Consider the following 25,215-nt stretch of genomic DNA (forward strand, 5'->3'; position numbering starts at 1 on the left):
CCATGACAACAGCATTCCGCCCGGTGACACGCTTCGAGAATCTGCGCCTGCCGGTCGTGGCGGCACCGATGTTCCTCGTCTCCGGTCCCGACCTGGTGGTCGCCGCCTGCGAGGCGGGCATCGTGGGATCCTTCCCCAGCCCGAACTGCCGCACCACCGCGGACCTCGACGAGTGGATGGGCACCATCCGCGACCGCCTCGCATCGTCCCGCACCGCGCCGGCGCCGTGGGCACTGAACCTCGTCACCCACCGGACCAACACACGTCTCGCCGACGACCTGCGGCTCGTCGCCGAACACCGGCCCGACATCGTGATCACGGCCCTCGGCTCCCCCGCCCCGGTGATCGACGTCGTCAAGTCGTACGGGGGAACGGTCATCGCGGACGTCGTGAACATCGCACTCGCCCGCAAGGCCGCAGAGGCAGGTGTCGACGGACTCGCGTGCGTGTCCGCCGGCGCGGGCGGTCACACCGGTCACCTGTCGCCCTTCGCGTTCATCTCCGCGGTCCGGGAGTTCTTCGACGGGATCGTGACCGTCGGTGGGGCCGTCACCGACGGGGCCGGTATCGCCGGGGCGGTCGCCGCGGGCGCCGACCTCGTCTACATGGGCACCCGTTTCCTGGCCGCCACCGAGAGCATGGCCGCGCCGGAATACAAGCAGATGGTCGTCGACCACGGTCCCGACGATCTGATCGTGAGCGCGGGCATCACCGGGACTCCCGCGTCGTGGCTGCGCCCGAGCTTGGTCGCCAACGGATTCGATCCCGACAACCTGGTTTTCGGTGCCGAGCGATCCTACGATGCGGCATCCGACGGTCCCGCCCGCTGGAAGGATGTGTGGGCGGCCGGCCAAGGGCTGCAGACCATCAAGTCGGTCGAGCCGGTCGCGGCTATCGTCGACCGGCTCGAATCCGAGTTCGCCGCGGCCACCACGCGATTCGTCGGACACGGCTACGGTACGGCGGCCGGGGCACCGGCACCGGATCGAGCACAGGAACGGCACCACTAGAGTCAGCTGACGTGGCCGAACGAATGTTCACCGAGCTTGCCGAGGGCGGCGACAACGCGATCGCCGTCACCCTCGGTGTGCTCGGCGACGAATGGAATCTGTGGATCCTGCGTCACGCGGTCGCGGGGTGCCGGCGCTACGGCGACTGGATCGCACAAGGTTCGATCTCGAATTCCGTTCTGTCGAAACGCCTCACCCAGCTGACCGAGCTCGGCCTGCTCGACAAGGTGCGCTATTCGGACCATCCCGTCCGCTTCGAGTACCCGCTCACTCCGCGCGGGCTCGCCGTCTGGCCGGTGCTGCTGAGCATGTGGGCATGGGAGCAGACGTGGTCGCCCGAGTCCGCCGACGTACTGCCGTCGATGCGGCACGCCGCCTGCGGCGCGACATTCACACCGGTTCTGGTCTGTCGCGCATGCGGTGAACCCTGCGACCGGCACGACGTGTCGGCGGATCTCGGCCCGAGTGCCGACTGGTCGCGCAGCGTGCCGGCGTCGATCGGCCGTCGCCGGTCCACGTCGGTGCGGCAACCGTCCCAGGTGCTGCCGCACACGATGGAGCTGCTGGGAAACCGGTGGTCGGCCGCGATGATCGGGGCGTTGTTCCTGGGCGCCCGCCGGTTCGGCGAACTGGCGGAACGCACCGGCGCGCCGCCAGCGATGGTCGCCGACCGGCTCCACAGACTCGAGGACCTCGGGGTCGTCGAGACGTCACCGAACCCGACGCGGCCGGATTGGGTGACCTACGGCCTCACCGCCAAGGGTGAGGCGTTCTTCCCCGTCGTCGCGCTGATGATCGACTGGGGTCAGCAATGGTTCCGGGCACCCGAGGGTCCCGCGATCCTCTTCCGGCACGTGGTGTGCCGGAAGGACTTCCATCCGGTCCTTCGGTGCAGTGTCTGTTCGCAGGCGCTCCGTGGCCGGGAGGTCCTGATCGAGCCCCCGGCTTCCGGCACCTGACGAGACGGAGGTTGTGCGCGAAATCCTCGGGAATATCGCGCACAACCTCCCTCTCACCAGTCACAGACCTGTGGACAACGTCGAAGTTGTACACATGTGCGCCCAGCGGGGTTTCGCGACCGGACGCGGTCGCTCACGCTGGGCATCATGATCGACTTCGACGAGCCGTTCCGGGGTTCGGAGGCCCTCGAGGCTGGACTCGTCACCCGGTACGGCCTCGACCGGCACTTCGTACGTCTGCACCGCGACGTGTACATCCGCCCGGGGATCGCGCCGACAGCGCGACTGCGAACGAAGGCCGCGTGGATTTGGTCGAACCGCAGCGGGATCCCGGCAGGACTGTCGGCGGCCGCGATGCACGGGTCGCGGTGGATCGACCCACACGCACCCGCGGAACTGCTCAGGGACGGTCATGTGCGGTCGGTGCCCGGCATCGTGGTTCGTACCGCACGGGACGTGGAGACGTGCGCGGTCGACGGGATGACCGTGACATCACCGGCGCAGACGGGCTACGACCTGGCACGGCGCCACCGCCCCACCGTCGCGTGCATCGAGATGCTCGACGCGCTGTGCAACGCAACCGGATTGAAGGTCCGCGATATACAGGGTGTCGCGGCGACACATCGGGGTGACCGGGGCGTCGGCGGCCTGGATCGGATACTCGCCCTCGTCGACGGGGGCGCCGCGTCGCCTCCCGAGACGCACACGCGGCTGCTGTTGATCCGTGCGGGATTGCCCGCCCCGGAAACACAGATCGAGGTGTTCGACGGTGACCGCTTCGTGGCGCGGGCGGACCTGGGCTGGAAACAGTGGCGGGTGCTCGTCGAGTACGACGGCAGCCACCACTGGACCGATCCGGCCCAGCGCACGAGCGACATCGAACGCTATGCCCTGCTCCCGGAACTGGGTTGGACGGTCATCCGGGTGGGCGCGGACCTGCTCTACCGGCGATCCGGCGTCCTCGTCGAGCGGGTCCGGGAGACCCTGCGTCGTGCAGGCGCTCCCGTGTAAGACACGAGCGGGAGGTTGTGCACGAAATTCTCGAAAATCTCGCGCACAACCTCCCGCTCGGCGAAGGCTCACGAACCGGTGGACTCCAGCACGTCGCCGCTCGCGTCGTCGGCCTCGCCGGCCGACGGAGACGCCGGCTCCGGGCGGCGGCGCAGGAACGCCACGGCGATCAGCACGACACCGATCACGGTGAGCAGCAGCGGCAGCCACTTCGAGACGATGTCGAGCATGGTCTCCGACGAGGACAGCTTCGAGGCCGTGTCCGCGACCGATGCGTCGTCGGTGCCCACGACGGCGCGGGACAGGTCGAGCAGCGGGATCAGCTCTTCCCCGGCCTTCATGTTGAGGACGGTGGTCTGATCCTGGACGGAGCGCACCGTGCTTCCGAAGCGGGTGTCGATGTTCAGATCGACCATGGTGTCGGCGGTCAGCACGACAGGCACGAGATCGGGCTGGGCCGCCAGCGCCGCGGTGATCGGCTGCGCCTTCTCGGGCGGCAGGACACCGGCGAGAACCTGGAGGATCTGCTTGGGAAGGACCGATCCGTCACCCACGCCGGCCATCGCGGCGATCCCGGCCTGCGCCGGAGCGAGCACCGCGGGGTCGGCGATCGGCGCTGTGAGGTGGCCCCGCAGGTCGAAGACCTCGCGACCCTCGAGGACCGAGTCTCCGACGTGCTCGAGCGGAATGGGTTCGCGAGTAACGGTGTCGTACAGCGCGTTGCCGTCCGGCGAGGGGTTCATCGGCAGGGAGAAGACCATGGCGCCCTTCTGGTCCTCCACCTCGAAACCCTCGGGTGCCGGCTGCTGGGAGTAGTCGACCCGGCTGAGCGCGTAGGTGTGGCCCGACGTGGAATCCCCTGTGGGTCGATGGGTTTCGGCGACGCTCGTGATGACCGCGACGTCCCCGTCCACGTGGTCGACCTCCACGTGCCGCGTCACGGTGAACTCGGCGCCGTCCCCGAGGGCGAACTTGCTGGGGTCGAACGACTGCAGGCTGCCCGTGTAGGTCGACCGGCCGTCGAGTTCGGTGGGCATCTTCGTCATCGACGGGACGAGGACGAATCGGATCAGCCCTGCGGCTGCGATGAGTAACACTCCGACGACGGCGAGTACGAGCGACGAACGACGCAAAGACACGTGGTCCTCCTGAGATTGCAGACAGCACCGGTCCACGGACCACCCGTGCTGCGGGGACCGCTCGATGCTGCCGAAATACGTGATTGAATGCGCTGCAACGGATTCGGACCACCGTTGCAGGATTCCGACCCCTGCGGGCGCCCCCGCGCCCCACCCCTCCGATCGTCCCACTTCGTGACGCGCTCAGCATACGGACTGCATGTACCGAGCACATCGAATTCCCGGAGAATGGGAGACGCAGAACCAGGCAAATCGACCACTGCCCTTCCGGTGCAGGTCTGCGTACGATACGGTCGGTAACTGCCCGTAACCCTAAGTACCGCTTATATACCGGGAGTGACGTGTCCAGAACCCTCGAAGCCACGATCGACATCTCCGCGAGCCCGCAGCAGGTGTGGGCGGTTCTCGCCGACCTCCCGCGGATGAAGGAGTTCAGCCCGCAGTGCCGCGGGATGAAGGTGCTCGGCGGTCCGGTCGGTGTCGGCACCAGCACGATCAACATCAACCGCAGGGGCGCGCTCGTCTGGCCCACCACGTCCAAGATCCTCACCTTCGAGCCCGGCCGTGAACTCCGTTTCCGCGTCAACGAGAACCGCACGATCTGGTCGTTCGTCCTCGAACCCACCGAAACCGGCACCCGCGTCGTGCAGCGGCGCGAAGCGCCCACCGGCACGACCAAGATCTCGCGGACTCTGATCAACCTCGCGATGGGCGGCACCGAATCGTTCGACGACGAGATGATCGTCGGGATGAACGCCACGCTCACCCGACTGAAGCACGTGGTGGAGGCCACGCCCGTCACCGTGTAACGCTGCTCGCGTACGCTGTGGTAGCCCGCGGGCCCGTCGGTCCGCGGCTCACATCGCAACGCGACAGTAAGAGGAGCCGTGGCCCGAAAGCCCACACCCGCCGGAATGCCACCCACGAGCGGTGTCGCCCACATCGCCGATCTGGTTCGTAAGGCGGTTCCGCCGCTCCACCCCGCCGGCCTGCCGTTCGTCGCGGCCCCGCTCGCGGTGGCCGCACTCGGCCGCAACCGCAAGTGGGTGCGCCGCGCCGGTCTCGCGTCCGCCGCGGCGACCGCAACGTTCTTCCGTCATCCGCACCGGGTTCCGCCGAACCGGGTCGGGGTCGTCGTGGCCCCCGCCGACGGCGAGGTCGCGCTCGTCGACACCGCGGTACCCCCGGCCGAACTCGGACTGGGCAACGAACCGCTGCCGCGCGTGAGCATCTTCCTGTCGGTCCTCGACGTGCACGTGCAGCGCAGCCCCGTCGGCGGCACCGTCCGCAAGGTCGTGCACCAGCCGGGCAAGTTCCTGTCCGCCGATCTCGCGGACGCGAGCGAGGTGAACGAGCGCAACAGCATGCTCCTCGAGACCCGCGACGGTCACCAGGTCGCCGTCGTCCAGATCGCAGGCCTGCTCGCCCGCCGGATCGTGTGCGACGCCGGTGTCGGCGACACGCTGCCGATCGGCGACACCTACGGCCTGATCCGCTTCGGCTCCCGCGTCGACACCTACCTGCCGGCCGGAACAACCCTGCTCGTCGAGCGCGGGCAGCGCACCATCGGTGCCGAAACCGTCATCGCTCAGCTCCCGTGAACCCCCCGCTGACCACCCCCGAACCGGAACGCAAGCGCCGCGGCCGACCCCAGGCGGTACGCCTGCTGCCCAGCGTCATCACGATCCTGGCGCTGTCGGCGGGTCTGTCCGCGGTGAAGTTCGCGCTCGACGGCGAGCTCGGCACCGCGCTCGGCATGATCGGCGCCGCCGCGGTCCTGGACTCGCTCGACGGGCGCATCGCGCGGCTGCTCGACGCCACCAGCAAGATCGGCGCAGAACTCGACTCGTTGTCCGACGCGATCTCGTTCGGCGTCGCCCCCGCCCTCGTGCTGTACGTGACGTTGCTCGACGGCAGCGCGTTCGGCTGGATCATCACGCTGCTGTACGCGGTGAGCATGGTGCTGCGCCTGGCGCGGTTCAACACCCTGCTCGAGGACGACAGCATTCCCGCCTACGCCCGCGAATACTTCGTCGGCGTGCCGGCCCCCGCGGGTGCGCTCATCGTGCTCTCCCCGATCGCCGCGTACATCCAGTGGGGCGACGGCTGGTGGACGTCCTACCCCGCGGTCGCGGCGTGGACCCTCATCACCGCAGCGCTCGTCGTCAGCACGATCCCGACCCTCGCCATGAAATCGGTGTCCGTGCCGCCGCGCCTGGCCGTGGTCCTGCTGGTCCTCGTCGCGCTCGCCGCGGCCGCGCTCGTGACCTACCCGTTCGTCCTGATGCTCGTGCTCGTCGCCGTGTATCTCGCGCACATCCCGTTCGCGGTCCGCTCCAAGCGGTGGGTCGCCGCGCGCCCGGAAACCTGGGACATCAAGCCGTCCGAACGTCGCGCGATCCGGGCCGAGCACCGCGCGCTGCGTCCCCGCCGCGTCGTGATCCGCCGCACCGCGGCACCCGCGGATCGTTCCTCGGCGCGCCTCGGGCTGCGTCGCCCGCGCGGACGGTGAGTACGTTCTAGGCTCGGCGGGTGACCACCGCTGAACTCGCGCTGACCGTCCGGCTCAACACCTCCGCGGCGGATGCACGCCGCGGCGTCGTCCGCCTGCACCCGGAAGCGCTGACCGCGCTCGGCCTGCGCGAATGGGATGCGATCGCACTGGTCGGCTCCCGCCGGACCGCGGCCGTCGCCGGACTGGCCCCCGCCGGCACCCCCACCGGCACGATCCTGCTCGACGACGTCACCCTGTCGAACACGGGCCTGCGGGAGAACGCCACCGTCGTCGTCGCACCCGCCACCGTGTACGGCGCCCGGTCCGTGTCCGTCACGGGGTCGTCGCTGGCCACCCACTCCATCAGCGACACGACGCTGCGCCAGGCGCTGCTCGGGAAGGTCGTCACCGTCGGTGACGCCGTATCACTGCTTCCCCGCGACCTCGGTCCCGGGACGAGCAGCGCCGACACCACACGCACCCTGTCGCGCACGTTCGGCGTCGCCTGGACCTCGGAACTGCTGACGGTGGCCGCCGTGGACCCGGCCGGACCGGTCAGCGTGCAACCGAACACCGCGGTGACGTGGGGCGGTCACCCCCGGACAGCCGCGCCGAGCGCACCCGCGCTCGCGGGTACCGACACAGGATTCACCGAACCGGAACGCGCTGCCGCACCGCCGCCGGAAGACCTGGTCGGTGTGCAGGCCCAGGTCGCGCGGCTCACCGAATGGCTGAAACTGGCCCTCGACGAACCCGAGCTGCTGCGCACCCTCGGTGCGTCCCCGCACCTGGGAGTGCTCGTCACCGGTCCCGCCGGAGTCGGCAAGGCCACGCTGGCCCGCGCGGTCCTGGCCGACCGGAAGGTCGTGGAGGTCGACGGCCCCGGGATCGGTGCGCTCGCCGCCGACGAACGGCTCCGTCGCGTGAGTGCCGCCGCCGACGCCGTGGCCGGCGGCGGCGTTCTGCTGATCACCGACATCGACACGTTGCTCCCCGACCCCGCGGAACCGGTGTCGACGCTGATCCTCGACGTGCTGCGCCGTGTCGTCGACACTCCCGGCGTCGCGCTGATCACGACGACCGCCCACCCCGACGCGGTCGATTCGCGGCTGCGTTCCCCCGAGATCTGCGACCGCGAACTCAACCTGCCGCTGCCCGACGGCGCGACCCGCCGGGCGCTGCTCGAAGTGCTGCTGCGCACCGTGCCGTCCGAGGGGCTCAAGCTCGACGCGATCGCCGCGCGCGCCCCCGGGTTCGTCGCCGCCGACCTCGCCGCACTCTGCCGGGAGGCGGCGCTGCGGGCGGCGTCCCGGGCGAGCCGCGACGACGCGGATCCGGTGCTGCTGCACGACGACCTGCTCGGCGCGCTCGAGGTGATCCGTCCCCTCTCCCGCTCGGGTACCGAGGAACTCGCGATCGGCAGCGTGACCCTGGACGACGTCGGCGACATGGTCGAGACCAAGCAGGCCCTGACCGAAGCCGTGCTGTGGCCGCTGCAGCATCCCGATTCGTTCGCGCGGCTCGGCGTCGATCCGCCGCGCGGCGTGCTGCTGTACGGGCCGCCGGGCTGCGGCAAGACGTTCCTGGTCCGTGCGCTGGCGAGCACCGGACATCTGAGCGTGCACGCGGTCAAGGGCGCCGAACTGATGGACAAGTGGGTCGGTGCCTCCGAGAAGGCTGTGCGTGAACTGTTCGCCCGGGCCCGCGATTCGGCGCCGTCGCTGATCTTCCTCGACGAGGTCGACGCGCTCGCCCCCCGGCGCGGTCAGAGTTCGGATTCGGGGGTGGGCGATCGGGTGGTCGCGGCCCTGCTCACCGAACTCGACGGCGTCGAACCGCTGCGTGACGTCGTGGTGCTCGGTGCGACGAACCGACCCGATCTCATCGATCCGGCGCTGCTGCGGCCCGGTCGGCTGGAACGCCTCGTGTTCGTGCCGCCGCCGGACGCCGAGGCCCGCGTCGACATCCTGAAGACGGCGGGCAAGTCCGTCCCGCTCGCCGACGACGTCGATCTCGAGGCGCTCGCCGAGGACCTGGACGGTTACTCGGCGGCGGACTGCGCGGCACTGCTGCGGGAGGCCGCGCTCGCCGCGATGCGCAGAAACGTCGACGCTGCGGTCGTCACCGCCGAGGATGTCGCGACCGCGCGTACCGCGGTGCGGCCGTCGCTGGATCCCGCGCAGGTCGAGCACCTGCGCGCGTACGCGGAGAACCGCTGATGGCCACGCTCACCGCGGCCCGCGTCGACGCCCCGCTCGCGGCACTGGCAGGCCTGTGCGCCACGGCTCTCGCCGGGGTCGTCCTGATCGTCGACGGTGCCGTGACGGTCGCGCCCGTCCACCACGACAGCACCCCGATCGTCGCGGCGGTACTCGCGGTGGTCGCGGTGGCGGGTCTGCAGCATTCGGGGTCGCGGCGCACCGGGTGGGCGATCGCCACCGGCTGCGTGCTGGTGCTGGGCTCCATTCGCTACATCGCACCGTCCGACGCCGCCGCGGACACCCGATCCGCACTGCAGATCGTGGTCGCGGCGACCGCGGGCATCCTGCTCGGCGCGGCGGTCGCCGCGACCTGGGGGCGCGTCGGCGGGCAATGGGCGGTCGTCGCCGGTGGCTGGTCCGCGTTTCTCGCGGCGGCAGCGGCCGGGAACGGGCGACCGTTCGAGTCACTGCACTGGACGGTGCCGCAGTGGCTGCTCGCGATCGCGCTGGTCACGGTCGTGGCCGCGGCGCTCGTCGCGCAGCCCGGCATGCGGGTGCAGCGGGCCGATCCACGGATGTGGACGGTCGCGGTCGGTGCGGCGCTGGCTCTGTCCGTCGGATACCGCCTGCTCGCCGACCGGGTCGACGCCGAGGCTGCGTCGTCGACCGTGCGGATGTGGCTGTTCACCGGGGGCGCGCTGCTACTCCTGGTCATCGGCGCCGAGGTCGCGGCACGGTTCCTGCCGCCCGGCGACGGTGCCTTCCCGATGGCGGTCACGGGCGCGATCGTCACCGCCTACCCGCTCGTCGTCGCGCTCGGCGGGCCGGACGTGTCGGGATGGGCTCCGGCGGTCGCGATCGTCGCGGTTGTCCTCGGGCTGCGCGCGGCACCGCACATGCCGCGGCCCGAGCTGGGTCTGGCGGTCGCGCTCGTGACGACCGCGGTCGCGGCGCTGTGGCCGGATCTCGCCGCCGACGGCTGGCCCCTGCTGGTGCGGGTGGCGCTGATCGCGGCGGGCACGGGCCTTGCGCTCGGGTCGGCGCTGCCGGGGTCGGCGCCCGTCGCCGCACTCGGGTTGTCGTTGCCGTTCGCGGCACTCCCCGTCGTCGGAGCGGTGTGGTCGATCCCGGCGGATCCGAAGCTGATCGTCGGCGCTCTGGTGGTGACCGGGGCGGTGTGCGCGTGGCAGGTGCGGTGAGCTGCATCGGGTGAGCTGCATCCAGGGGCAGCCCACTGGCCTCAGTCCACGAGGCCGAGCGAGTGCAGGTGCTCGAACACGAGCATCGAACCCGGCGCGACCTCCGGCTGGGCGGCGTATTCGGCGACGGTGAACCAGCCGAGCTCGGCGATCTCCCCGGCCGGATACGGATCGCCGATCGGATCGGCGCGGAAGCACGTCATGTGCAGTCGGGTGCCGGCCGGATGGCCGTACGCGACGGTCTCGAAGACCCCGACCTCGGTGACGTCGCGCAGTCCGACGCCGAGCTCCTCCCGGATCTCCCGGTGCAGCGCCTGCTCGGCGTTCTCGCCGGGTTCCAGCTTGCCGCCCGCCATGTAGAACACCGTCGCCCCGGCCGATCGGGTCTGCAACAACCGGCGGTCGCGGACGAGAGCGAGTGCGGCCGTGCGGATGAGGGGACGGTCGGATGCGGCAGGCATGCCCGGCACCCTACGGACCACCGCCGTGAGTGGCGGGCGGACCCTCCGGTTCGCAACGATGCGAAGTTTCCCGTTAGGATGTGAACCAATCCGATTTGCCCTTTTGGCGAACGGCATGCGGTTCGGGGCGTCCCTAGTTTCGGCGGTATGCCGCGCGCACAATGCGACCGTGTGCTTCCGCGCACACTCGCATTTCCGGTTACACGCCGCCAGGCCCGACCCCGACGGAGTGCCTTTTGCTCGCCATACTCTTCGCCCACGCGGTGGCCGCACTACTTGCGCCGCCCCTGGTCAGAGTCATGGGGAGAAACGCCTTCATACCGTTGTCCCTGGTTCCGCTCGCCGGTCTCGGCTGGGTGATCGCGAACTGGGGGACCGAACAAACCCTGCACATCACCTGGGCCACGACGGTGTCGATGAACATCGACATGCGGTTCGACGCGCTCGCCTCGATCATGTCGGTGTTGGTCCTGGGTATCGGCGCGCTGATCCTGCTGTACTGCGCCCGCTACTTCACCGACGACGAACCCCGCCTCGGGATCTTCGCCGCCGAAATGGTGGCCTTCGCCGGCGCCATGTTCGGGCTCGTCACCAGCGACAACATGCTGGTCCTCTACACCTTCTGGGAACTGACCACGGTCCTGTCGTTCCTGCTCGTCGGGCACTACGCGGAACGCGCGTCGAGCCGGCGCGCAGCGACGCAGGCCCTGCTGGTGACGACCGCGGGTGGTCTCGCGATGCTCGTCGGCATCATCATCCTCGGGCAGCTGGCCGGCAGCTACAACCTGTCCGCGGTGATCGAGGCCGCCCCGCACGGCTGGCTCGCCGGGGTCGGTCTGGTGCTGGTTCTCATCGGTGCGCTGTCGAAGTCCGCGGTCGTCCCGCTGCACTTCTGGCTGCCCGGAGCGATGGCCGCACCGACACCGGTGTCCGGCTATCTGCACGCCGCGGCAATGGTCAAAGCCGGTATCTACCTCGTCGCGCGTCTCGCGCCGGCGTTCGCCGATGCGGCGCCGTGGCGACCGATCGTCATCACGCTGGGGCTGGCGTCGATGTTGCTGGCCGGGTGGCGTGCGTTCCGCGCGTTCGACCTGAAGCTTATCCTCGCTTTCGGCACCGTCAGCCAGCTCGGGTTCCTCACGATGCTCGTCGGGGTCGGTACCCGCGAGGCCGCGCTGGCCGGCATGACGATGGTCGTCGCCCACGCGATGTTCAAGGCGTGCCTGTTCATGGTGGTCGGGATCATCGACCATTCGACCGGCACCCGCGACATTCGCAAGCTTGCGCATCTGGGCAAGCGGACCCCGTTCCTGGCGATCGTGGCGATCCTCGCCGCGATGAGCATGGCCGGACTACCGCCGTTCCTCGGCTTCGTCGGCAAGGAAACCGCATTCGAATCGGTGCTGGTCGCGGACGTGTTGCCGCAGTGGGCGCGGATCGCGACGACCACCACGATGGTGGTCGGCTCGATCCTGACGCTGGCCTACAGCATCCGGTTCATCTGGGGCGCGTTCGGCCGGAAGCAACTCAAGCGTCCGAGCCCCGCCGTCCAGAGGTTCCACGCCCCGGGCCCGCTGCTGCTGTCGGCGCCGTCCGTGCTGGCGGTCGGAGGTCTGGCCGGCGGACTCGCCGCGCCGTGGATCGACTCGCTGCTCAGCCCGTACGCCGACACCCTTCCGGCGAGCCTCGCCTACCCGTATCACCTGGCCCTGTGGCACGGACTCAATCTGCCGCTGGGTCTGACCGGCATCGTCGTCGTCGGCGGTGTCGCGATGTACCTGGCTCAGCGCACAATCTCGCGGCTGCGGTTCGAGCATCCACCGCTCGGCAACGCCGACCGCATCTACGACGCGACGCTGCGCGGCATGGACACCCTGTCGATGCGACTCACCGGTGTCACCCAGCGCGGTTCGCTGCCGTTGACGCAAGCGACGATCCTCGTCACTCTCGTGGTCCTGCCCTCGTCCCTGCTGCTGCTGTTCGGACTCGACTCTGCCCCGAGCACCCGCCTGTGGGACACCCCGTGGCAGGTGCCGGTGGTGCTGATCATCGCGGCCGGTGCCCTGGCCGCGACCGTGCTGCGCAACCGCCTCGCCGGTGTCCTGGTGGTCGGCATGACCGGATACGGCCTCGGCGTTCTGTTCGCGCTGCAGGGTGCCCCGGATCTCGCGCTCACCCAGTTCCTGGTGGAGACCGTGACCCTCGTGGTGTTCGTGCTCGTGCTCCGCAAACTCCCCGCCGAATCCGATCCGGGCGCGGACGTCGGCAAACGCCTGCCCCGGGCGCTCCTCGGCATCGCCGTCGGTGTGGCCGTCACCGCGATCGGCGCGTACGCCGTCGCAGCCCGCAGTACCGAACCGGTCTCGCTGCTGCTTCCGGATGCGGCCTACAACATCGGCAACGGCAAGAACGTCGTCAACGTGCTGCTCGTCGACATCCGCGCCTGGGACACGATGGGTGAGATCTCGGTGCTGCTGGTCGCCGCAACCGGTGTCGCGAGCCTGGTGTTCCGCACCCGCCGGTTCGGGACCGCCCCGCGCGTCGCCGACGCACCGGCGGCCCAGGTCGACGCCGCGAACGCGAGCACCGAGACGACGTGGCTGCTCGGCGGCGACTTCATCGATCCACGGCATCGCTCGCTGATCCTGGAGGTGACCACTCGGCTGGTGTTCCCGACGATGATGATGCTGTCGGTCTACTTCTTCTTCTCCGGGCACAACGCCCCCGGCGGCGGCTTCGCGGGCGGCCTGGTCGCCGGCCTGGCCCTGGTGCTTCGGTACCTCGCCGGTGGACGGTACGAACTCGGAGAAGCCGTACCCGTGGACGCCGGCAAGATCCTGGGTCTGGGCCTGACGTTCTCGGCGGGTACCGCACTCGCGTCACTGTTCCTGGGCGCGCCCGCCCTGTCCTCCGCGACGATCGAGGTGACGTTGCCGCTGCTCGGACACATCAAGTTGGTCACCGCGATGTTCTTCGACCTCGGCGTGTATCTCATCGTGGTGGGCCTGATCCTCGACGTGCTGCGCAGCCTCGGCGCACGCCTCGACGCCGAGACGATCGGAGGTCCCCGATGAACAGCGCGAATCTGGCTCTCCTCGCGGCGGTCGGCATACTCACGGCCAGCGGCGTCTACATGCTGCTCGAACGCAGCATCATCAAGATGCTGCTCGGCCTGCTGCTGGTCGGCAACGGCATCAACCTGCTGATCCTGACGCTCGGCGGCCCCGCCGGCAGCGCACCGATCGTCGGCAACAACAACGACCTGCACGAGAGCATGGCCGACCCGCTGGCGCAGGCGATGATCCTCACCGCGATCGTCATCACGATGGGCGTCGCGGCGTTCGTGCTGGCCCTGACGTACCGGTCGTACACGATCCGGGCACGCGACGAAGTCGAGAACGACCCCGAGGACACCATGGTGTCGCAGCGCCGCACCCCCGCGGACGCGCCGTTCCGCGACCGGTCCGACGACCCGCTCACCGGCGAACCCAGCAAGAGTGGCGACGCCTTCGACGCCCAGGGAAATCCGATCCCCCTCGAGGCACTCACCAACATCGAGGACCTCGAAGCCTACGAGGACCTGCACGACGGCGACTTCGACGACCCGACCGACTCGGCGTATTCGGACCAGTCGGCATACGCCGGCGAAGCGACGCACGGCGGTGTCTCGGCGCACGGCGGTGTCTCGGCGCACGGCGGTGTCTCGGCGCACGGCGAGGGCTCCGGCGATGCCGATCCCGGGAAGGGAGTCCGCCGATGACGTTGTCCGCGGCCGCATTGATCCCACTGCCCGTCCTCATCCCGCTGCTCGCCGCCGCGGCCACCCTGATCCTCGGCCGCCGGCCCCGCGCACAGCGGTACGTGACCGTCACGGCGCTGACCGCGTCGCTGCTCGTGACCGGACTGCTGCTGTACCTCGCCGACCGCGACGGCATCGCGGTGCTCCAGATCGGCGGCTGGGAAGCACCGATGGGAATCTCGCTGGTGGTGGACCGCCTGGCAGCGTTGATGCTGGTGGTCTCCGGCATCGTGCTGCTGGCTGTCATGCTGTTCGCCGTCGGTCAGGGCATCCACGACGGCAACGAACAACAACCGGTGTCGATCTTCCTGCCCACCTACCTCGCGCTGACGGCGGGCGTGAACATCGCGTTCCTCGCCGGCGACCTGTTCAACCTCTTCGTCGGTTTCGAGGTGCTGCTCGCCGCCTCGTTCGTGCTGCTGACGCTGGGGGCGAGCGCGGACCGTGTTCGTGCCGGCGTCTCGTACGTCATGGTGTCGATGGTGTCGTCGCTGATCTTCCTGGTCGGCATGGCCTTCGCGTACGCCGCGACAGGCACCCTGAACCTGGCGCACATGGCCCTGCGACTCGACGACGTGCCGTCCGGTACCCGCGCCGCGATCTTCGGGGTGCTGCTCGTCGCGTTCGGTATCAAGGCCGCGGTGTTCCCGCTGTCGGCGTGGCTGCCGGACTCCTACCCGACCGCGCCCGCCCCCGTCACCGCCGTGTTCGCGGGCCTGCTCACGAAGGTCGGTGTGTACGCCATCATCCGCGCCCACACGCTGCTGTTCCCCGGCGGTGAACTCGACAACGTGCTGCTGATCGCGGGTCTGCTGACGATGCTCATCGGCATCCTCGGTGCCATCGCACAGAACGACATCAAGCGTCTGCTGTCGTTCACGCTCGTCAGCCACATCGGATACATGATCTTCGGCGTGGGGCTGTCGACGGAGATGGGCATGACCGGCGCCGTGTACTACGTGGCGCACCACATCCTCGTGCAGACCACCCTGTTCCTCGTGGTCGGACTGATCGAGCGGCAGGCCGGTTCGGCGTCGCTGCGACGGCTCGGTGGCCTGGCCCTGGCCAGCCCCCTGCTGGCCGTCCTGTTCCTGATACCGGGCCTGAATCTCGGCGGCATCCCCCCGTTCTCCGGGTTCATCGGCAAGATCGCGTTGCTGCAGGCCGGCGCCGAGGACGGGTCGGCGCTGGCGTGGCTGCTGGTGGCGGGCGGCACCGTCACCAGCCTGCTGACGCTGTACGTCATCGCCCGCGTCTGGTCGAAGGCGTTCTGGCGGGCCCGCGCCGACGCCCCCGAAGGGGACCTCGCCGATGTCGCGCCGTCGGCGCTGATCGACGAATCCTCCGAGGACATCGCGTTCGACGAACGCGCCGACGTCGGCAGGATGCCGCTCGCGATGCTCGTCCCGACCGCCGGCCTGGTCGCGGTCGGGTTGGCGCTGACGGTGTTCGCCGGACCACTGCTCGACATCAGCGAACGGGCCGCCGCAAACCTGATGGACCGCTCCGTGTACATCGAGGCCGTACTGGGAGGCCCGCGATGACGATGAAACGATCGAACGTCCTGCGCCTGTTCGTGCTGGGCTGGATGACGCTCGTCTGGGTGCTGCTGTGGGGCAACTTCAGCGTGGCGAACGTGGTCGGCGGCGCCGCCATCGCGGTCGTCGTCTCGGTGGTACTGCCGCTGCCGCGGGTGCCCGTCGAAGGCCGCGTGCACCTGGGATCGGCCGCCTACCTCGCGGCGGTGATCTTCGTCGAATCGATCCGGTCGACGATCGCGGTCGCGTGGCTCGCGATCCGGCCGTCCCCTCCCCCGGTGACGGGGGTGCTGCGCTGCCGGCTGACCATCAAGTCCGACCTGGTGCTCACGCTGTGGACGGACATCATGAACAACATTCCCGGCACCATGGTCCTCGAGATCGATCAGGCCCGCCGGATCATGTACGTGCACGTTCTGGACGTGAGTACCGACAAGGCGGTCGCCGACTTCTACCGGTCGGCGCGGCGCATCGAGCGGCTGCTCATCCACACGTTCGAGCGGGACGTCGACTGGCAGCCCAGCGCATGGAAGAGTTCCTGGGAGGGAACGTCATGACGACGATATTGACCGTCAGCGGGGTTCTGCTGCTGATCTCCGCACTGCTGACCACCCTTCGGGTGCTGGCCGGCCCGACGTCCCTGGACCGCCTGGTGGCGGTGGACGCGATCCTCGCCATCGCGATGTGCGGACTGGCCCTGTGGGCCGTGTACACCCGGGACACGACGATCGCACCGGCGATCGTGGCGCTCGCGCTGGTCGGGTTCCTCGGTTCGGTCTCGGTCGCCCGCTTCCGGGTGCGTGACGACCGATGAACACAGCTCTCGAGCTCGTCGCCCACATCCTGATCCTCATCGGTTCGGTCATCTCACTGACCGCCGCGATCGGCATCCTCCGCTTCCGCGACACCCTCTCCCGCATGCACCCGGCGACGAAGCCGCAGGTGATCGGGTTGTTGTTCGTGCTGGGCGGCGCGATGCTGATCCTGCGCGGCAACATCGACATCTGGATGCTGGCACTGGCCGGCATGTTCATGGTGCTCACCGCGCCGGTCATCGCGCATCGCGTCGGCCGGGTCGCCTATCGCGAGCAGCTGGGCCGCGACGGACTGATCGATTCCGACGACGGGATCTGGCCGAACGAGTCCTGAGCGGGGAACGTCGCACGGAAGGCGACGATCATCGCTACGAGTGAGGCGAGCAGCAACGGCCCGGCGATCAGTGCGTGCGCGGCCATGACGTCGGGCAGGTACCGGTAGGCGGCGAGTTGCGCGACGATGAGCAACGTACCGCCGGCGACGAGCCGGATCCGGAACGATCCCCACCCGCGGTCCGGGTCGCGGAGCGCCGATTCGAGGGTCAGGCACAGCACCGCCCCGGTGACCAGGTCGACGCCGTAGTGGTAGCCGAAGCCGAGGGTCGCGGCGAGGGTGCACGCCAGCCAGGCCGCGCCCATCCACCGCAACCATCTCGGGCCGCTGCGGGAATGCAGAAACAGCGCCGTCGCCCACGCGGTGTGCAGGCTGGGCATGCAGTTGCGGGGCGTTTCGTCGTCGAACGGGATCGGCGCGGGCAGCATGTTCAGCGGTGCCCACGTCGGCCAGGCGTCGGCGACCTGCCAGCCGCTGCCGCTGTCGCCGAACGCGAAAACCGGTCCGACCACGGGAAACAGCACGTAGCACAGCGGCCCGATCAGGCCGATCAGCAGGAACGTGCGCACGAGGTGGTGCGCCGGCCACGGGCGGCCGCCCCCAACGTTCCGCAACTGGTAGACGGCGACGACGATCGCGGCGACGGGCAGTTCGATGTACACCCAGTGCAGCACCGCGTAGGCGCCGCCACCGAGCTCGTTCAGGATCTGCCCGGCAAGCCACGACAGGTTGCCCAGCGCATGATCGGCGAGCTGGACGTATTCGTCGAGCACCTCGGGGCCGGCGAGCACGGTGAGTTCGAGCCACGCGTCCCCGATCTTCACCGACAGCACCAGCAGCACTCCGAGCCCGATCCCGCGCAGCGCACCGCGCCGGGTCTCACCGCTCATCGTGGCCGCCGCGTAGAGCGCCAGCAGGGCGAGCACGATCGTCGGCCCGTTGCCGACGGTGATCGGCCCGTCCGTCAGGACTCGTACCGCGAGGAATGCCCCGTCGATCAGGACCGCGGCACCGATGGCCCGCCGGCGATCGCGCACGGTCAGCCCCACCATCGCCAGGACCAGGCCCGCCCACGGCACCGACGCGGACTTCGGAACTCCGACCACGTCACCGACCAGTCCCGGCAGCGGCCCGGGGAATCCGGCCTGCCGCGCCACGACCTCGGCGATCAGGATTCCGGCGACTGCACCGGTGAGCGCGAACGGCACGAACCAGTGGGCGCGGTGACCCGGTTTCCGTTCGCCGGGTGGGGTTTCCGTGATCGACACCCGGAGAATGGTAAAGGTGAGACGAATGTGCTCCGAACCACGGTCTGCGTCACTGACGCAGCTCGTCCACGAGCAGATCGACGACCGCACAGAGGTCGCCGCCGGTGGCCTCCGCGACACGGCGTTGCCGCTGGTAGGACGCGCCCTTGACGGGAATGTCGGCGACGCGCGCCAATTCGTCGGCGCAGCCCAGCCGCACCGCGGTCGGGGTCAGTTGTTCGAGCAGATCGTGCAGGTCGTCGGTGACGAGTCGCTCGTGGCAGACCGGGTCGAGGATCACCTCGGCCTCGAGCCCGTACCGTGCGGCCCGCCACTTGTTCTCCTTGACGTGCCACGGCTGGAGCGTCGGCAGTTCCTCGCCGCGTTCGAGGCATTCGTCGAAGTACACGACGAGGGAGTGCACCAGCGCCACCAGGGCGGCCAACTCGGCGCGGTTGGTGATGCCGTCGAACACGCGAACCTCGAGGGTCCCCCACTTCGGTGAGGGCCGGATGTCCCAGTGCATGCCGCCCGGCTTGCTGATGACCCCGGACTTGAGCTGGTCCTCGATGAACGACTCGTACTGGGCCCAGTTCGCGAAGTGGTAGGGCAGCCCCGCGGTGGGCAACTGCTGGAACATGAGCGCCCGGTTGCTCGCGTATCCGGTGTCGAATCCGGCCCAGATCGGCGACGACGCGGACAACGCCAACAGGTGCGGATACTTCACGAGCATCGCGTTGAGGATCGGGACGACCTTCTCCGCCGACGAGATACCGACGTGGACGTGCACACCCCAGATGAGCATCTGACGTCCCCACCAGCGGGTGCGGTCGATCATCTCGTCGTAGTCCGGCGAGCGGGTCACCACCTGGTCGGACCACTGGGCGAACGGGTGCGTGCCCGCGCACATCAGGTCGACCCCCAGCGGGTCCGCGGCGGTCCGGAGCAGATCGAGCGATTCGGACAGATCGTCGACGGCCTCGGCGACGGTGTCGTGCACGTCCGTCACCAGCTCGACGGTGTTGCGCAGGAACTCCTTCGTCAGCCGGGGAGTCTGCCCGGCTTCGGACTCGACCGCGTCGAAGACGACCGCAGCGGTGTTCGACAGATCCCGCGTCGACTTGTCGACCAGCGCGATCTCCCATTCCACACCGAGCGTGGGACGCGGCGAACCGGGAAACTCGACAGACACACTCAAATCCAACCACAGCGCCCCCGCGACCGAGAGCCGGTCGCGGGGGCGCTGTGAGGGGTTTTGCTGTGAATCCCGTTACGCGGTGGCCGATCAGCCGATCACGCCGCACGCGAGGCGCGCGCCGCCTGCGGTTTCCTCGTGCACGACGACGGACGTGCCCTCCGGACCCTGGAGATCCTCGATCGTGAAGGCCGTGGTGGTGACGGTGGCCGCGGCGGTGCCGTCCTCGGTGACGACGAACGCGCCGAGGTCGCCGCTCTCCGGAACGGCGGTGTGGCCGGGCGCCTGCAGGTGCCCACCGGCGGAGAGGAAGTTGCCGGGCTCGCCGCCGGTCGGGGCGGTGGAGTTGGGTTCGCACTTGCCGATGGCGTGCACGTGCACACCGCGGTAGCCGGCGGGAAGACCCTCGAGCTCGAGCGTCACCTCGACACCGTCGCCGTGGCCGGCGAACTCGATGGTGCCCGCGTCCTCACCGGTGGGGGTCTTCAGCGTCGCGGTCAGCGTCTCGGTCCCGGCGGCGGCCTCACCACTGGTGGCGGTTCCGTGGGTTTCGCCGTGGGCACCGGCTTCGGGTGCCGGCGAACCGGTCCACACCGGCGGGGTGGTGCCGACGACGTCGGAGGCTTCCTGGCTGTTGGTGCAGGCGCTCAGGCCCACCGCGGCGATCGCGACGATCGGGGCGAGCGCACGCCAGGACATGCGACGGGTGGAACTCGAGGCCATCAAACCGCTCCTTCGGAATGCCGGAAAGTCACTCGATCATAACCGGGCCCGAATCGCCCTCATTGCGAGGTCACGATGACGATGACACCGGGCGAGGAGTCCGCGATTCCCTCGAATCGCGGCTGCGCGGTCACGCCGAGCGCTTCGGCGACGGCTTCGGCGGTCTCGCGTTCGCCGGCACCGGTTCCGTAGTACACGGAGGTCGTGGCGATCAGCCCGTCGCTGTAGTTGCCGGTCTCGCTGATGACGAACCCGTCGTCCTCGAGCAGGCTCGCGGTCTGCGCGGCGAGGCCCGCGATCTCACTGTTGTTGAACACCCGCACCGGGGTGGCCGACTCGGGCGCGAGCTCGATCAGCGACGACGCGCCCGTGGAGGCAGGCGTCGTGGTCGTCGCCCGCGCGGCGGTGGTCGTCGGAGCAGCGACGGTCGTGGTGGGGGCAGCAGCCGCCCTGGCCGGAGACACGGTGGTCGACGTCGCAGGGGCCGCGGCCGGTTCGGTCGCCGGCGGCGCCGCGCTCTCCGAGTCGGAACCGCCCAGGGACGCCAGGCCGATGCCTCCGAACAGGATCGCCAGCGAGATCAGCACCATCGCGAGTGCCCGCAGCGGTGGTCCCGAGGGCTCGGTGTTCGTACGCACGCCTTCGACCATAGTTGCCTCGTCGATGTCCGCCCGCCGTCAGCGGGTGATCTCGAAGCCCAGCCGCCGTGCGGCCCGGGCCTTCTGACGGCTCGCCCTCAGGCGGCGCAGCCGCTTGACCAGCATCGGATCCGCGGCGAGCGCTTCCGGCCGGTCCACCAGCGCATTGAGCACCTGGTAGTACCGGGTCGCGGACAGCCCGAACAGTTCCTTGATGGCTTCTTCCTTGGCGCCCGCGTACTTCCACCACTGGCGTTCGAACGCCAGGATGTCGTGCTCCCTGCGGGTCAGTCCGTGTTCCCCCACCTCGTTGGGGTTCGCGGGAGCTGGGACCTCGGCGGCGTCGCTGCTCTGCTGGGCATCGTCCACGGACCGGTTCACATTGTGCGCCGCTGCGCCGTCCATCTCACTCCTCGCCTGCCTCGAATCACACCGATTGCACCTGTGTGTTTCCGACGCCAATTGAACCACGGGCCGGCGACAGGTACCGGCTCGTCGATCAGGCGAGTCCGGCGCACTATTCTGTTCCTCCATGGCCATCCTTCCCATCGTGATCACCGGCGACCCGGTTCTGCACAACCCCACCGAGCCGGTGACCGAGTCGCCCGCCGAACTCGCCCAGCTGATCGCGGACATGTACGAGACGATGGACGCGGCCAACGGAGTCGGCCTCGCCGCGAACCAGGTCGGGGTGGCCAAGCGTCTGTTCGTCTACGACTGCCCGGACCGCGACGAGAACGGCAACGTCGCCCGCCGCCGCGGTGTGGTGATCAATCCGGTCCTCGAGACCTCCGAGATCCCCGAGACCATGCCCGACCCGGACGAGGACCTCGAGGGTTGCCTGTCCGTTCCCGGCGAGAACTTCCCGACCGGTCGTGCCGAGTGGGCGAAGGTCACCGGCACCGACGCCGAGGGCAACCCGGTCGAGATCGAGGGCCGCGGCTTCTTCGCGCGCATGCTCCAGCACGAGGTCGGACACCTCGACGGCTTCCTGTACATCGACGTCCTGATCGGCCGCAACGCGCGCGCGGCGAAGAAGACGATCAAGCGTGCCGGCTGGGGTGTGCCCGGACTCACGTGGCTGCCGGGGTCCGTCGAGGATCCGTTCGGCCACGACGACGAAGACTGAGAACAAGGACCGACGACGCCGCAATGCCTTCCGAGCCTGCCGATCCTGCCGGCCCCACCGGTCCTTCCGGGCCTTCGGAGCCTGCAGGCGGGATCCCGCTGGGCACCCGGGTCGTGCTGCGCTACCGCCTGCCCGCCGGCTACAGCCACCCGATGACCGATGTGATCGGCGAGCTCGTGGCCCTGGAACCCGCGGTCGTGGTGCGCACCGAGACGCGGCAGATCGTGCAGGTCGCGCCGGACGCCGTGGTCGCGCTCAGGGCGCTGGCCGCGCGGCCGATCCGGACCCGCGAGATCCGCGCGCTCGAGGTCGCGGCCGTCGCGGCCTGGCCCGGACTCGAAATGGAATGGGTGGACGGCTGGCTGCTGCGGGCCGGCGCCGGATTCACCCGCCGGGCCAACTCGGCGATTCCGCTCGGTGACCCCGGTACCGTCGCCGACCCCGCCGACCCGGAGGTCCTCGCACGGCTCGCCGGCTGGTTCGCCGAGCGGGGGCTTCCGCTCCGTCTGCTGGTTCCCGATCGGCTCGCCCGGGTTCCCGCGGGCTGGTCCGCGAGCGAGGACGTGCAGGTCATGGCGGCGGATCTCGAGAACGTGCCGCTGCCGGAGGGGCCGACGCCGGTCGTCGTGACCGGGCGGCCGGACCCGGAGTGGCTGTCGCGGTACCGGGGCGGGACGTTGCCCGACGAGGCTCAGGGCGTGCTCGGTGCGGTCGCGCGCGGTGTGCTCGGCTTCGGCAGGATCGGCGCGCCCGGCACCGAACCGGTCGCGATCGGCCGGGCCGCGGTGACCGACGCCTCCGACGGCCGGCGCTGGGTGGGGCTGACCGCGGTCGAGGTCGCCCCCGAGCACCGCCGGAACGGCCTGGGTACCCTGCTGTGCGGATCGCTGCTGCGCTGGGGCCGCGGACGCGGCGCGACGCACGCCTACGTGCAGGTCGCCGAGGAGAACACCGCGGCGCGGGCGATGTACCGGGAGCTGGGGTTCGTCGATCACCACCGCTACCGGTACGCGACCGAGCATGTCGGACCGCTCGCCTAGAGTGTCGGTGTGCGTCTTGCTACCTGGAATGTGAACTCCGTCCGTGCCCGGACCGACCGGATCGTCGACTGGTTGCAGCGAACCGGAACCGACGTGCTGGCCATGCAGGAAACCAAGTGCAAGGACGAGCAGTTCCCGTACGCGCGTTTCGAGGAGCTCGGTTACCAGGTCGCGCACGTCGGGCTGAGTCAGTGGAACGGCGTCGCGATCGTCTCCCGCGTCGGACTCGACGACGTGCAGATCGGGTTCGAGGACCAGCCCGGATTCACGAAGGACCCCGAGGCCGCGCCCGCGCAGGAGGCCCGCGCGATCGGCGCGACCTGCGGCGGTGTGCGGGTGTGGAGCCTGTACGTCCCGAACGGTCGCGAATTGGACGATCCGCACTACACCTACAAGCTGGAGTGGCTCGCGAAGCTGCGCGCCGACGCCCAGGGCTGGCTCGCCGCGGACCCGCACACTCCGATCGCGCTCGTCGGCGACTGGAACATCGCGCCGACCGACGAGGACGTCTGGGATCCGGCCTTCTTCGAGGGCAAGACCCACACCTCCCAGCCGGAGCGCGACGCGTTCGCGGCGTTCCTCGAGGGCGGCTTCACCGACGTGGTGCGCCCGCACGCGCCCGGCCCGGGCGTCTACACGTACTGGGACTACACGCAGCTGCGTTTCCCCAAGAAGCAGGGCATGCGGATCGACTTCGTCCTCGGTTCGCCGGCGCTCGCCGCGCGCGTCAGCGGTGCGGAGATCGACCGGAACGAACGCAAGGGCAAGGGCGCCAGCGATCACGCTCCCGTCGTGGTGGATCTGACGGACTGACCTTTCCTCTACCGGTCACGCACGACGGCGCACCAGTTCGAGCGGCACGATCACGTCGCGGTATTCGGGGTTGGTTCCGAGGAATCGCTGCACGTACGTGCAGACCGGGCGGACCTTCCAGCCGCGACGGCGGGCGATGTCCAACGACCGTCCGACGAGGATGCCCGCGAGTCCCTGATGACCGAAGTCCTCGACGATCACGGTGTGCAGGAAGTCGACGACAGGATGGTTCTGCCCCGGAACACCCGACGGGCGGGCGGCGTCGAAGTAGCCGAGGATGCCCACGAGATCGCCGTTGAGCCGAAGTTCGAAGCGGTTCTGATCCGCATTGTCGGACACCTCGGCATGCGGCAAGTTGGTGACCATGAACCCTCCGTCGTACCTGGAACAAATGTGACGCACGCCACTATAGAGCACGACATGCCGTCTGTAGGTAACCCCTCCCGGTATTTCTCACCCACCTCGATCCGGAAGGTCCGGTTACATGATGCTCCACATCGAGCGGTCGCCGGGATAGGCCGAACGACCCTCGCAACCAGGACATTCGCCGGAATCCGGCCGCTCTCACCGGTACGCACCGTCGCGGTCCGGTAGCGCTCGCGGGACCCCGGTAGGCTCACGCGCGTGAAGTTGCTGCCGTTGGCCCCGCGCGGCCAGACCCCGATCCGGGCCCTCACCATCGCCGGCACCGATTCCGGCGGAGGCGCGGGGATCCAGGCCGACTCCCGCACCATGGCGATGTGCGGCGTCCACGCCTGCGTCGCGGTGGCGGCCGTGACCGTCCAGAACTCGCTGGGCGTCAGCGGATTCCACGAGATTCCCCCCGAGACCGTGGCCGCGCAGGTGCGCTGCGTCGTCGACGACATCGGTGTGACGGCGGCCAAGACCGGGATGCTGGCGTCGACCGCGATCATCGAGGCGGTCGCGCAGGTGTGCACGGAGGTCGGCATCGGGCACGGACGGCAGATTCCGCTCGTGGTGGATCCGGTGTGCGCGTCGATGCACGGCGACCCACTGTTGCACGCCGAGGCCCTCGACGCGGTGCGCACCGTGCTCGTCCCCCAAGCCACCGTCGTGACACCGAATCTGGACGAGATCCGGCTCATCACGGGCATCGAGGTCGTCGACGATCCCACCGCGCGACGAGCCGCCGAAGCCCTGCACGCGCTCGGCGCCCAGTGGGCAATCGTCAAGGGCGGACACCTGCGGACCTCGCCGGACAGCACCGATCTGCTGTTCGACGGCGACCGCTTCCTCGAGTTCACCAGCCCGCGCATCGACACGGGCAACGATCACGGCGGCGGCGACACCCTTGCCGCGGCGATCGCGTCGGCACTCGCGCACGGCTGGTCGGTGCCGGATGCGGTCGCGTTCGCGAAGGAGTGGGTGACCAAGTGCCTCGAGTGGTCGTACGACCTCGGCGGCGGGCACGGACCGGTCAATCCGCTGTGGCGACTACAGGCCTGATCG

The 25,215-nt window shown here is 69.6% G+C and carries 26 protein-coding genes; 18 read left to right on the forward strand and 8 right to left on the reverse strand.

Annotation, left to right across the window (positions count from 1 at the left end; genetic code table 11):
* Positions 1 to 2 precede the first annotated feature (2 nt).
* The 3 genes from ACWDUD_RS11520 to ACWDUD_RS11530 all read left to right on the forward strand — a co-directional run bounded on the left by ACWDUD_RS11520 (position 3) and on the right by ACWDUD_RS11530 (position 2,980).
* Positions 3 to 1,010, forward strand: coding sequence for an NAD(P)H-dependent flavin oxidoreductase (locus ACWDUD_RS11520; protein WP_197252575.1), 1,008 nt, complete (start codon positions 3 to 5; stop codon positions 1,008 to 1,010).
* A 23-nt stretch (positions 1,011 to 1,033) separates the two neighbouring features.
* Positions 1,034 to 1,969 (forward strand): winged helix-turn-helix transcriptional regulator, encoded by a 936-nt coding sequence (locus ACWDUD_RS11525; protein WP_450109437.1) that lies wholly within the window; start codon positions 1,034 to 1,036, stop codon positions 1,967 to 1,969.
* Positions 1,970 to 2,116: 147 nt separating this feature from the next.
* Positions 2,117 to 2,980, forward strand: coding sequence for an endonuclease domain-containing protein (locus ACWDUD_RS11530; protein WP_450109387.1), 864 nt, complete (start codon positions 2,117 to 2,119; stop codon positions 2,978 to 2,980).
* 68 nt (positions 2,981 to 3,048) lie between these two features.
* Here the strand turns inward: ACWDUD_RS11530 and ACWDUD_RS11535 are convergent, their stop codons facing one another.
* Positions 3,049 to 4,119 carry a porin PorA family protein gene (locus tag ACWDUD_RS11535; protein ID WP_450109388.1) on the reverse strand — a complete coding sequence of 357 codons (1,071 nt, stop codon included), beginning with the start codon at positions 4,117 to 4,119 and terminating at the stop codon, positions 3,049 to 3,051.
* A 341-nt stretch (positions 4,120 to 4,460) separates the two neighbouring features.
* Between ACWDUD_RS11535 and ACWDUD_RS11540 the strand changes: the two genes are divergently transcribed.
* The 5 genes from ACWDUD_RS11540 (at position 4,461) to ACWDUD_RS11560 (ending at position 10,013) form a co-directional block, all read left to right on the forward strand.
* Complete coding sequence (locus tag ACWDUD_RS11540; RefSeq protein WP_450109389.1) at positions 4,461 to 4,928, forward strand: SRPBCC family protein; 468 nt, start codon at positions 4,461 to 4,463, stop codon at positions 4,926 to 4,928.
* Positions 4,929 to 5,006: 78 nt separating this feature from the next.
* Positions 5,007 to 5,720 carry a phosphatidylserine decarboxylase gene (locus ACWDUD_RS11545; RefSeq protein ID WP_197252578.1) on the forward strand — a complete coding sequence of 238 codons (714 nt, stop codon included), beginning with the start codon at positions 5,007 to 5,009 and terminating at the stop codon, positions 5,718 to 5,720.
* On the forward strand, positions 5,717 to 6,631 hold the full coding sequence (locus ACWDUD_RS11550) for a CDP-alcohol phosphatidyltransferase family protein (protein WP_450109390.1): 915 nt from the start codon (positions 5,717 to 5,719) through the stop codon (positions 6,629 to 6,631). The genes ACWDUD_RS11545 and ACWDUD_RS11550 overlap by 4 nt, the downstream gene beginning before the upstream one ends.
* 20 nt (positions 6,632 to 6,651) lie before the next feature.
* The gene (locus ACWDUD_RS11555; RefSeq protein ID WP_450109391.1) at positions 6,652 to 8,832 is read left to right on the forward strand and encodes an AAA family ATPase; all 2,181 of its coding nucleotides are present in this window, start codon (positions 6,652 to 6,654) and stop codon (positions 8,830 to 8,832) included.
* Positions 8,832 to 10,013: a hypothetical protein gene (locus ACWDUD_RS11560; protein WP_450109392.1), complete on the forward strand. Its 1,182-nt coding sequence runs from the start codon at positions 8,832 to 8,834 to the stop codon at positions 10,011 to 10,013. Before ACWDUD_RS11555 ends, ACWDUD_RS11560 begins: the two co-directional genes overlap by 1 nt.
* 41 nt (positions 10,014 to 10,054) lie before the next feature.
* Here ACWDUD_RS11560 and ACWDUD_RS11565 read toward each other — a convergent pair whose 3' ends face one another.
* The gene (locus ACWDUD_RS11565) at positions 10,055 to 10,474 is read right to left on the reverse strand and encodes an NUDIX hydrolase (RefSeq protein WP_248676603.1); all 420 of its coding nucleotides are present in this window, start codon (positions 10,472 to 10,474) and stop codon (positions 10,055 to 10,057) included.
* 236 nt (positions 10,475 to 10,710) lie between these two features.
* Here ACWDUD_RS11565 and ACWDUD_RS11570 point away from each other — a divergent pair, with 236 nt between their 5' ends.
* Genes ACWDUD_RS11570 through mnhG form a run of 6 tightly spaced genes read left to right on the forward strand, consistent with a single transcriptional unit; the run spans position 10,711 to position 16,960 of the window.
* Positions 10,711 to 13,548, forward strand: coding sequence for a Na+/H+ antiporter subunit A (locus tag ACWDUD_RS11570; protein ID WP_450109393.1), 2,838 nt, complete (start codon positions 10,711 to 10,713; stop codon positions 13,546 to 13,548).
* Positions 13,545 to 14,234, forward strand: a complete 690-nt coding sequence (locus tag ACWDUD_RS11575) for a Na(+)/H(+) antiporter subunit C (protein WP_450109394.1) — start codon at positions 13,545 to 13,547, stop codon at positions 14,232 to 14,234. The genes ACWDUD_RS11570 and ACWDUD_RS11575 overlap by 4 nt, the downstream gene beginning before the upstream one ends.
* Entirely contained in the window at positions 14,231 to 15,817 is a 1,587-nt protein-coding gene (locus ACWDUD_RS11580; RefSeq protein WP_450109395.1) for a Na+/H+ antiporter subunit D, read from the forward strand. The genes ACWDUD_RS11575 and ACWDUD_RS11580 overlap by 4 nt, the downstream gene beginning before the upstream one ends.
* Positions 15,818 to 15,819: 2 nt before the next feature.
* Positions 15,820 to 16,368 (forward strand): Na+/H+ antiporter subunit E, encoded by a 549-nt coding sequence (locus ACWDUD_RS11585; RefSeq protein WP_450109438.1) that lies wholly within the window; start codon positions 15,820 to 15,822, stop codon positions 16,366 to 16,368.
* Positions 16,365 to 16,625 (forward strand): monovalent cation/H+ antiporter complex subunit F, encoded by a 261-nt coding sequence (locus tag ACWDUD_RS11590; protein ID WP_197250281.1) that lies wholly within the window; start codon positions 16,365 to 16,367, stop codon positions 16,623 to 16,625. Before ACWDUD_RS11585 ends, ACWDUD_RS11590 begins: the two co-directional genes overlap by 4 nt.
* The gene (gene mnhG / locus ACWDUD_RS11595) at positions 16,622 to 16,960 is read left to right on the forward strand and encodes a monovalent cation/H(+) antiporter subunit G (protein ID WP_450109396.1); all 339 of its coding nucleotides are present in this window, start codon (positions 16,622 to 16,624) and stop codon (positions 16,958 to 16,960) included. Before ACWDUD_RS11590 ends, mnhG begins: the two co-directional genes overlap by 4 nt.
* Here the strand turns inward: mnhG and ACWDUD_RS11600 are convergent.
* The 5 genes from ACWDUD_RS11600 to ACWDUD_RS11620 all read right to left on the reverse strand — a co-directional run bounded on the left by ACWDUD_RS11600 (position 16,891) and on the right by ACWDUD_RS11620 (position 21,168).
* Positions 16,891 to 18,228, reverse strand: coding sequence for a DUF5933 domain-containing protein (locus tag ACWDUD_RS11600; RefSeq protein ID WP_450109397.1), 1,338 nt, complete (start codon positions 18,226 to 18,228; stop codon positions 16,891 to 16,893). The genes mnhG and ACWDUD_RS11600 overlap by 70 nt on opposite strands.
* A 49-nt stretch (positions 18,229 to 18,277) precedes the next feature.
* Positions 18,278 to 19,399 carry a glutamate--cysteine ligase gene (locus tag ACWDUD_RS11605; protein WP_450109398.1) on the reverse strand — a complete coding sequence of 374 codons (1,122 nt, stop codon included), beginning with the start codon at positions 19,397 to 19,399 and terminating at the stop codon, positions 18,278 to 18,280.
* A gap of 93 nt (positions 19,400 to 19,492) precedes the next feature.
* Positions 19,493 to 20,125 carry a superoxide dismutase[Cu-Zn] gene (gene sodC, locus ACWDUD_RS11610; protein ID WP_450109399.1) on the reverse strand — a complete coding sequence of 211 codons (633 nt, stop codon included), beginning with the start codon at positions 20,123 to 20,125 and terminating at the stop codon, positions 19,493 to 19,495.
* A 59-nt stretch (positions 20,126 to 20,184) separates the two neighbouring features.
* A complete protein-coding gene (locus tag ACWDUD_RS11615) occupies positions 20,185 to 20,715 on the reverse strand; it encodes a LytR C-terminal domain-containing protein (protein ID WP_450109439.1) in 531 nt (176 codons plus the stop codon).
* A gap of 87 nt (positions 20,716 to 20,802) precedes the next feature.
* Positions 20,803 to 21,168, reverse strand: a complete 366-nt coding sequence (locus tag ACWDUD_RS11620; protein WP_197250286.1) for a DUF3263 domain-containing protein — start codon at positions 21,166 to 21,168, stop codon at positions 20,803 to 20,805.
* 127 nt (positions 21,169 to 21,295) lie between these two features.
* Between ACWDUD_RS11620 and ACWDUD_RS11625 the strand changes: the two genes are divergently transcribed.
* Genes ACWDUD_RS11625 through ACWDUD_RS11635 form a run of 3 tightly spaced genes read left to right on the forward strand, consistent with a single transcriptional unit; the run spans position 21,296 to position 23,745 of the window.
* The gene (locus ACWDUD_RS11625; RefSeq protein WP_450109400.1) at positions 21,296 to 21,892 is read left to right on the forward strand and encodes a peptide deformylase; all 597 of its coding nucleotides are present in this window, start codon (positions 21,296 to 21,298) and stop codon (positions 21,890 to 21,892) included.
* 23 nt (positions 21,893 to 21,915) lie between these two features.
* Positions 21,916 to 22,932: an N-acetylglutamate synthase, CG3035 family gene (locus tag ACWDUD_RS11630; protein WP_450109401.1), complete on the forward strand. Its 1,017-nt coding sequence runs from the start codon at positions 21,916 to 21,918 to the stop codon at positions 22,930 to 22,932.
* Between the two features lie 9 nt (positions 22,933 to 22,941).
* Positions 22,942 to 23,745, forward strand: coding sequence for an exodeoxyribonuclease III (locus ACWDUD_RS11635; RefSeq protein WP_450109402.1), 804 nt, complete (start codon positions 22,942 to 22,944; stop codon positions 23,743 to 23,745).
* A 15-nt stretch (positions 23,746 to 23,760) separates the two neighbouring features.
* Here the strand turns inward: ACWDUD_RS11635 and ACWDUD_RS11640 are convergent, their stop codons facing one another.
* Entirely contained in the window at positions 23,761 to 24,111 is a 351-nt protein-coding gene (locus ACWDUD_RS11640; RefSeq protein WP_450109403.1) for a GNAT family N-acetyltransferase, read from the reverse strand.
* A gap of 258 nt (positions 24,112 to 24,369) precedes the next feature.
* Here ACWDUD_RS11640 and thiD point away from each other — a divergent pair, with 258 nt between their 5' ends.
* Complete coding sequence (gene thiD, locus ACWDUD_RS11645) at positions 24,370 to 25,212, forward strand: bifunctional hydroxymethylpyrimidine kinase/phosphomethylpyrimidine kinase (RefSeq protein WP_197250291.1); 843 nt, start codon at positions 24,370 to 24,372, stop codon at positions 25,210 to 25,212.
* The last annotated feature ends 3 nt before the right edge of the window (positions 25,213 to 25,215 follow it).

This window comes from Rhodococcus sp. NPDC003382, assembly GCF_053589135.1.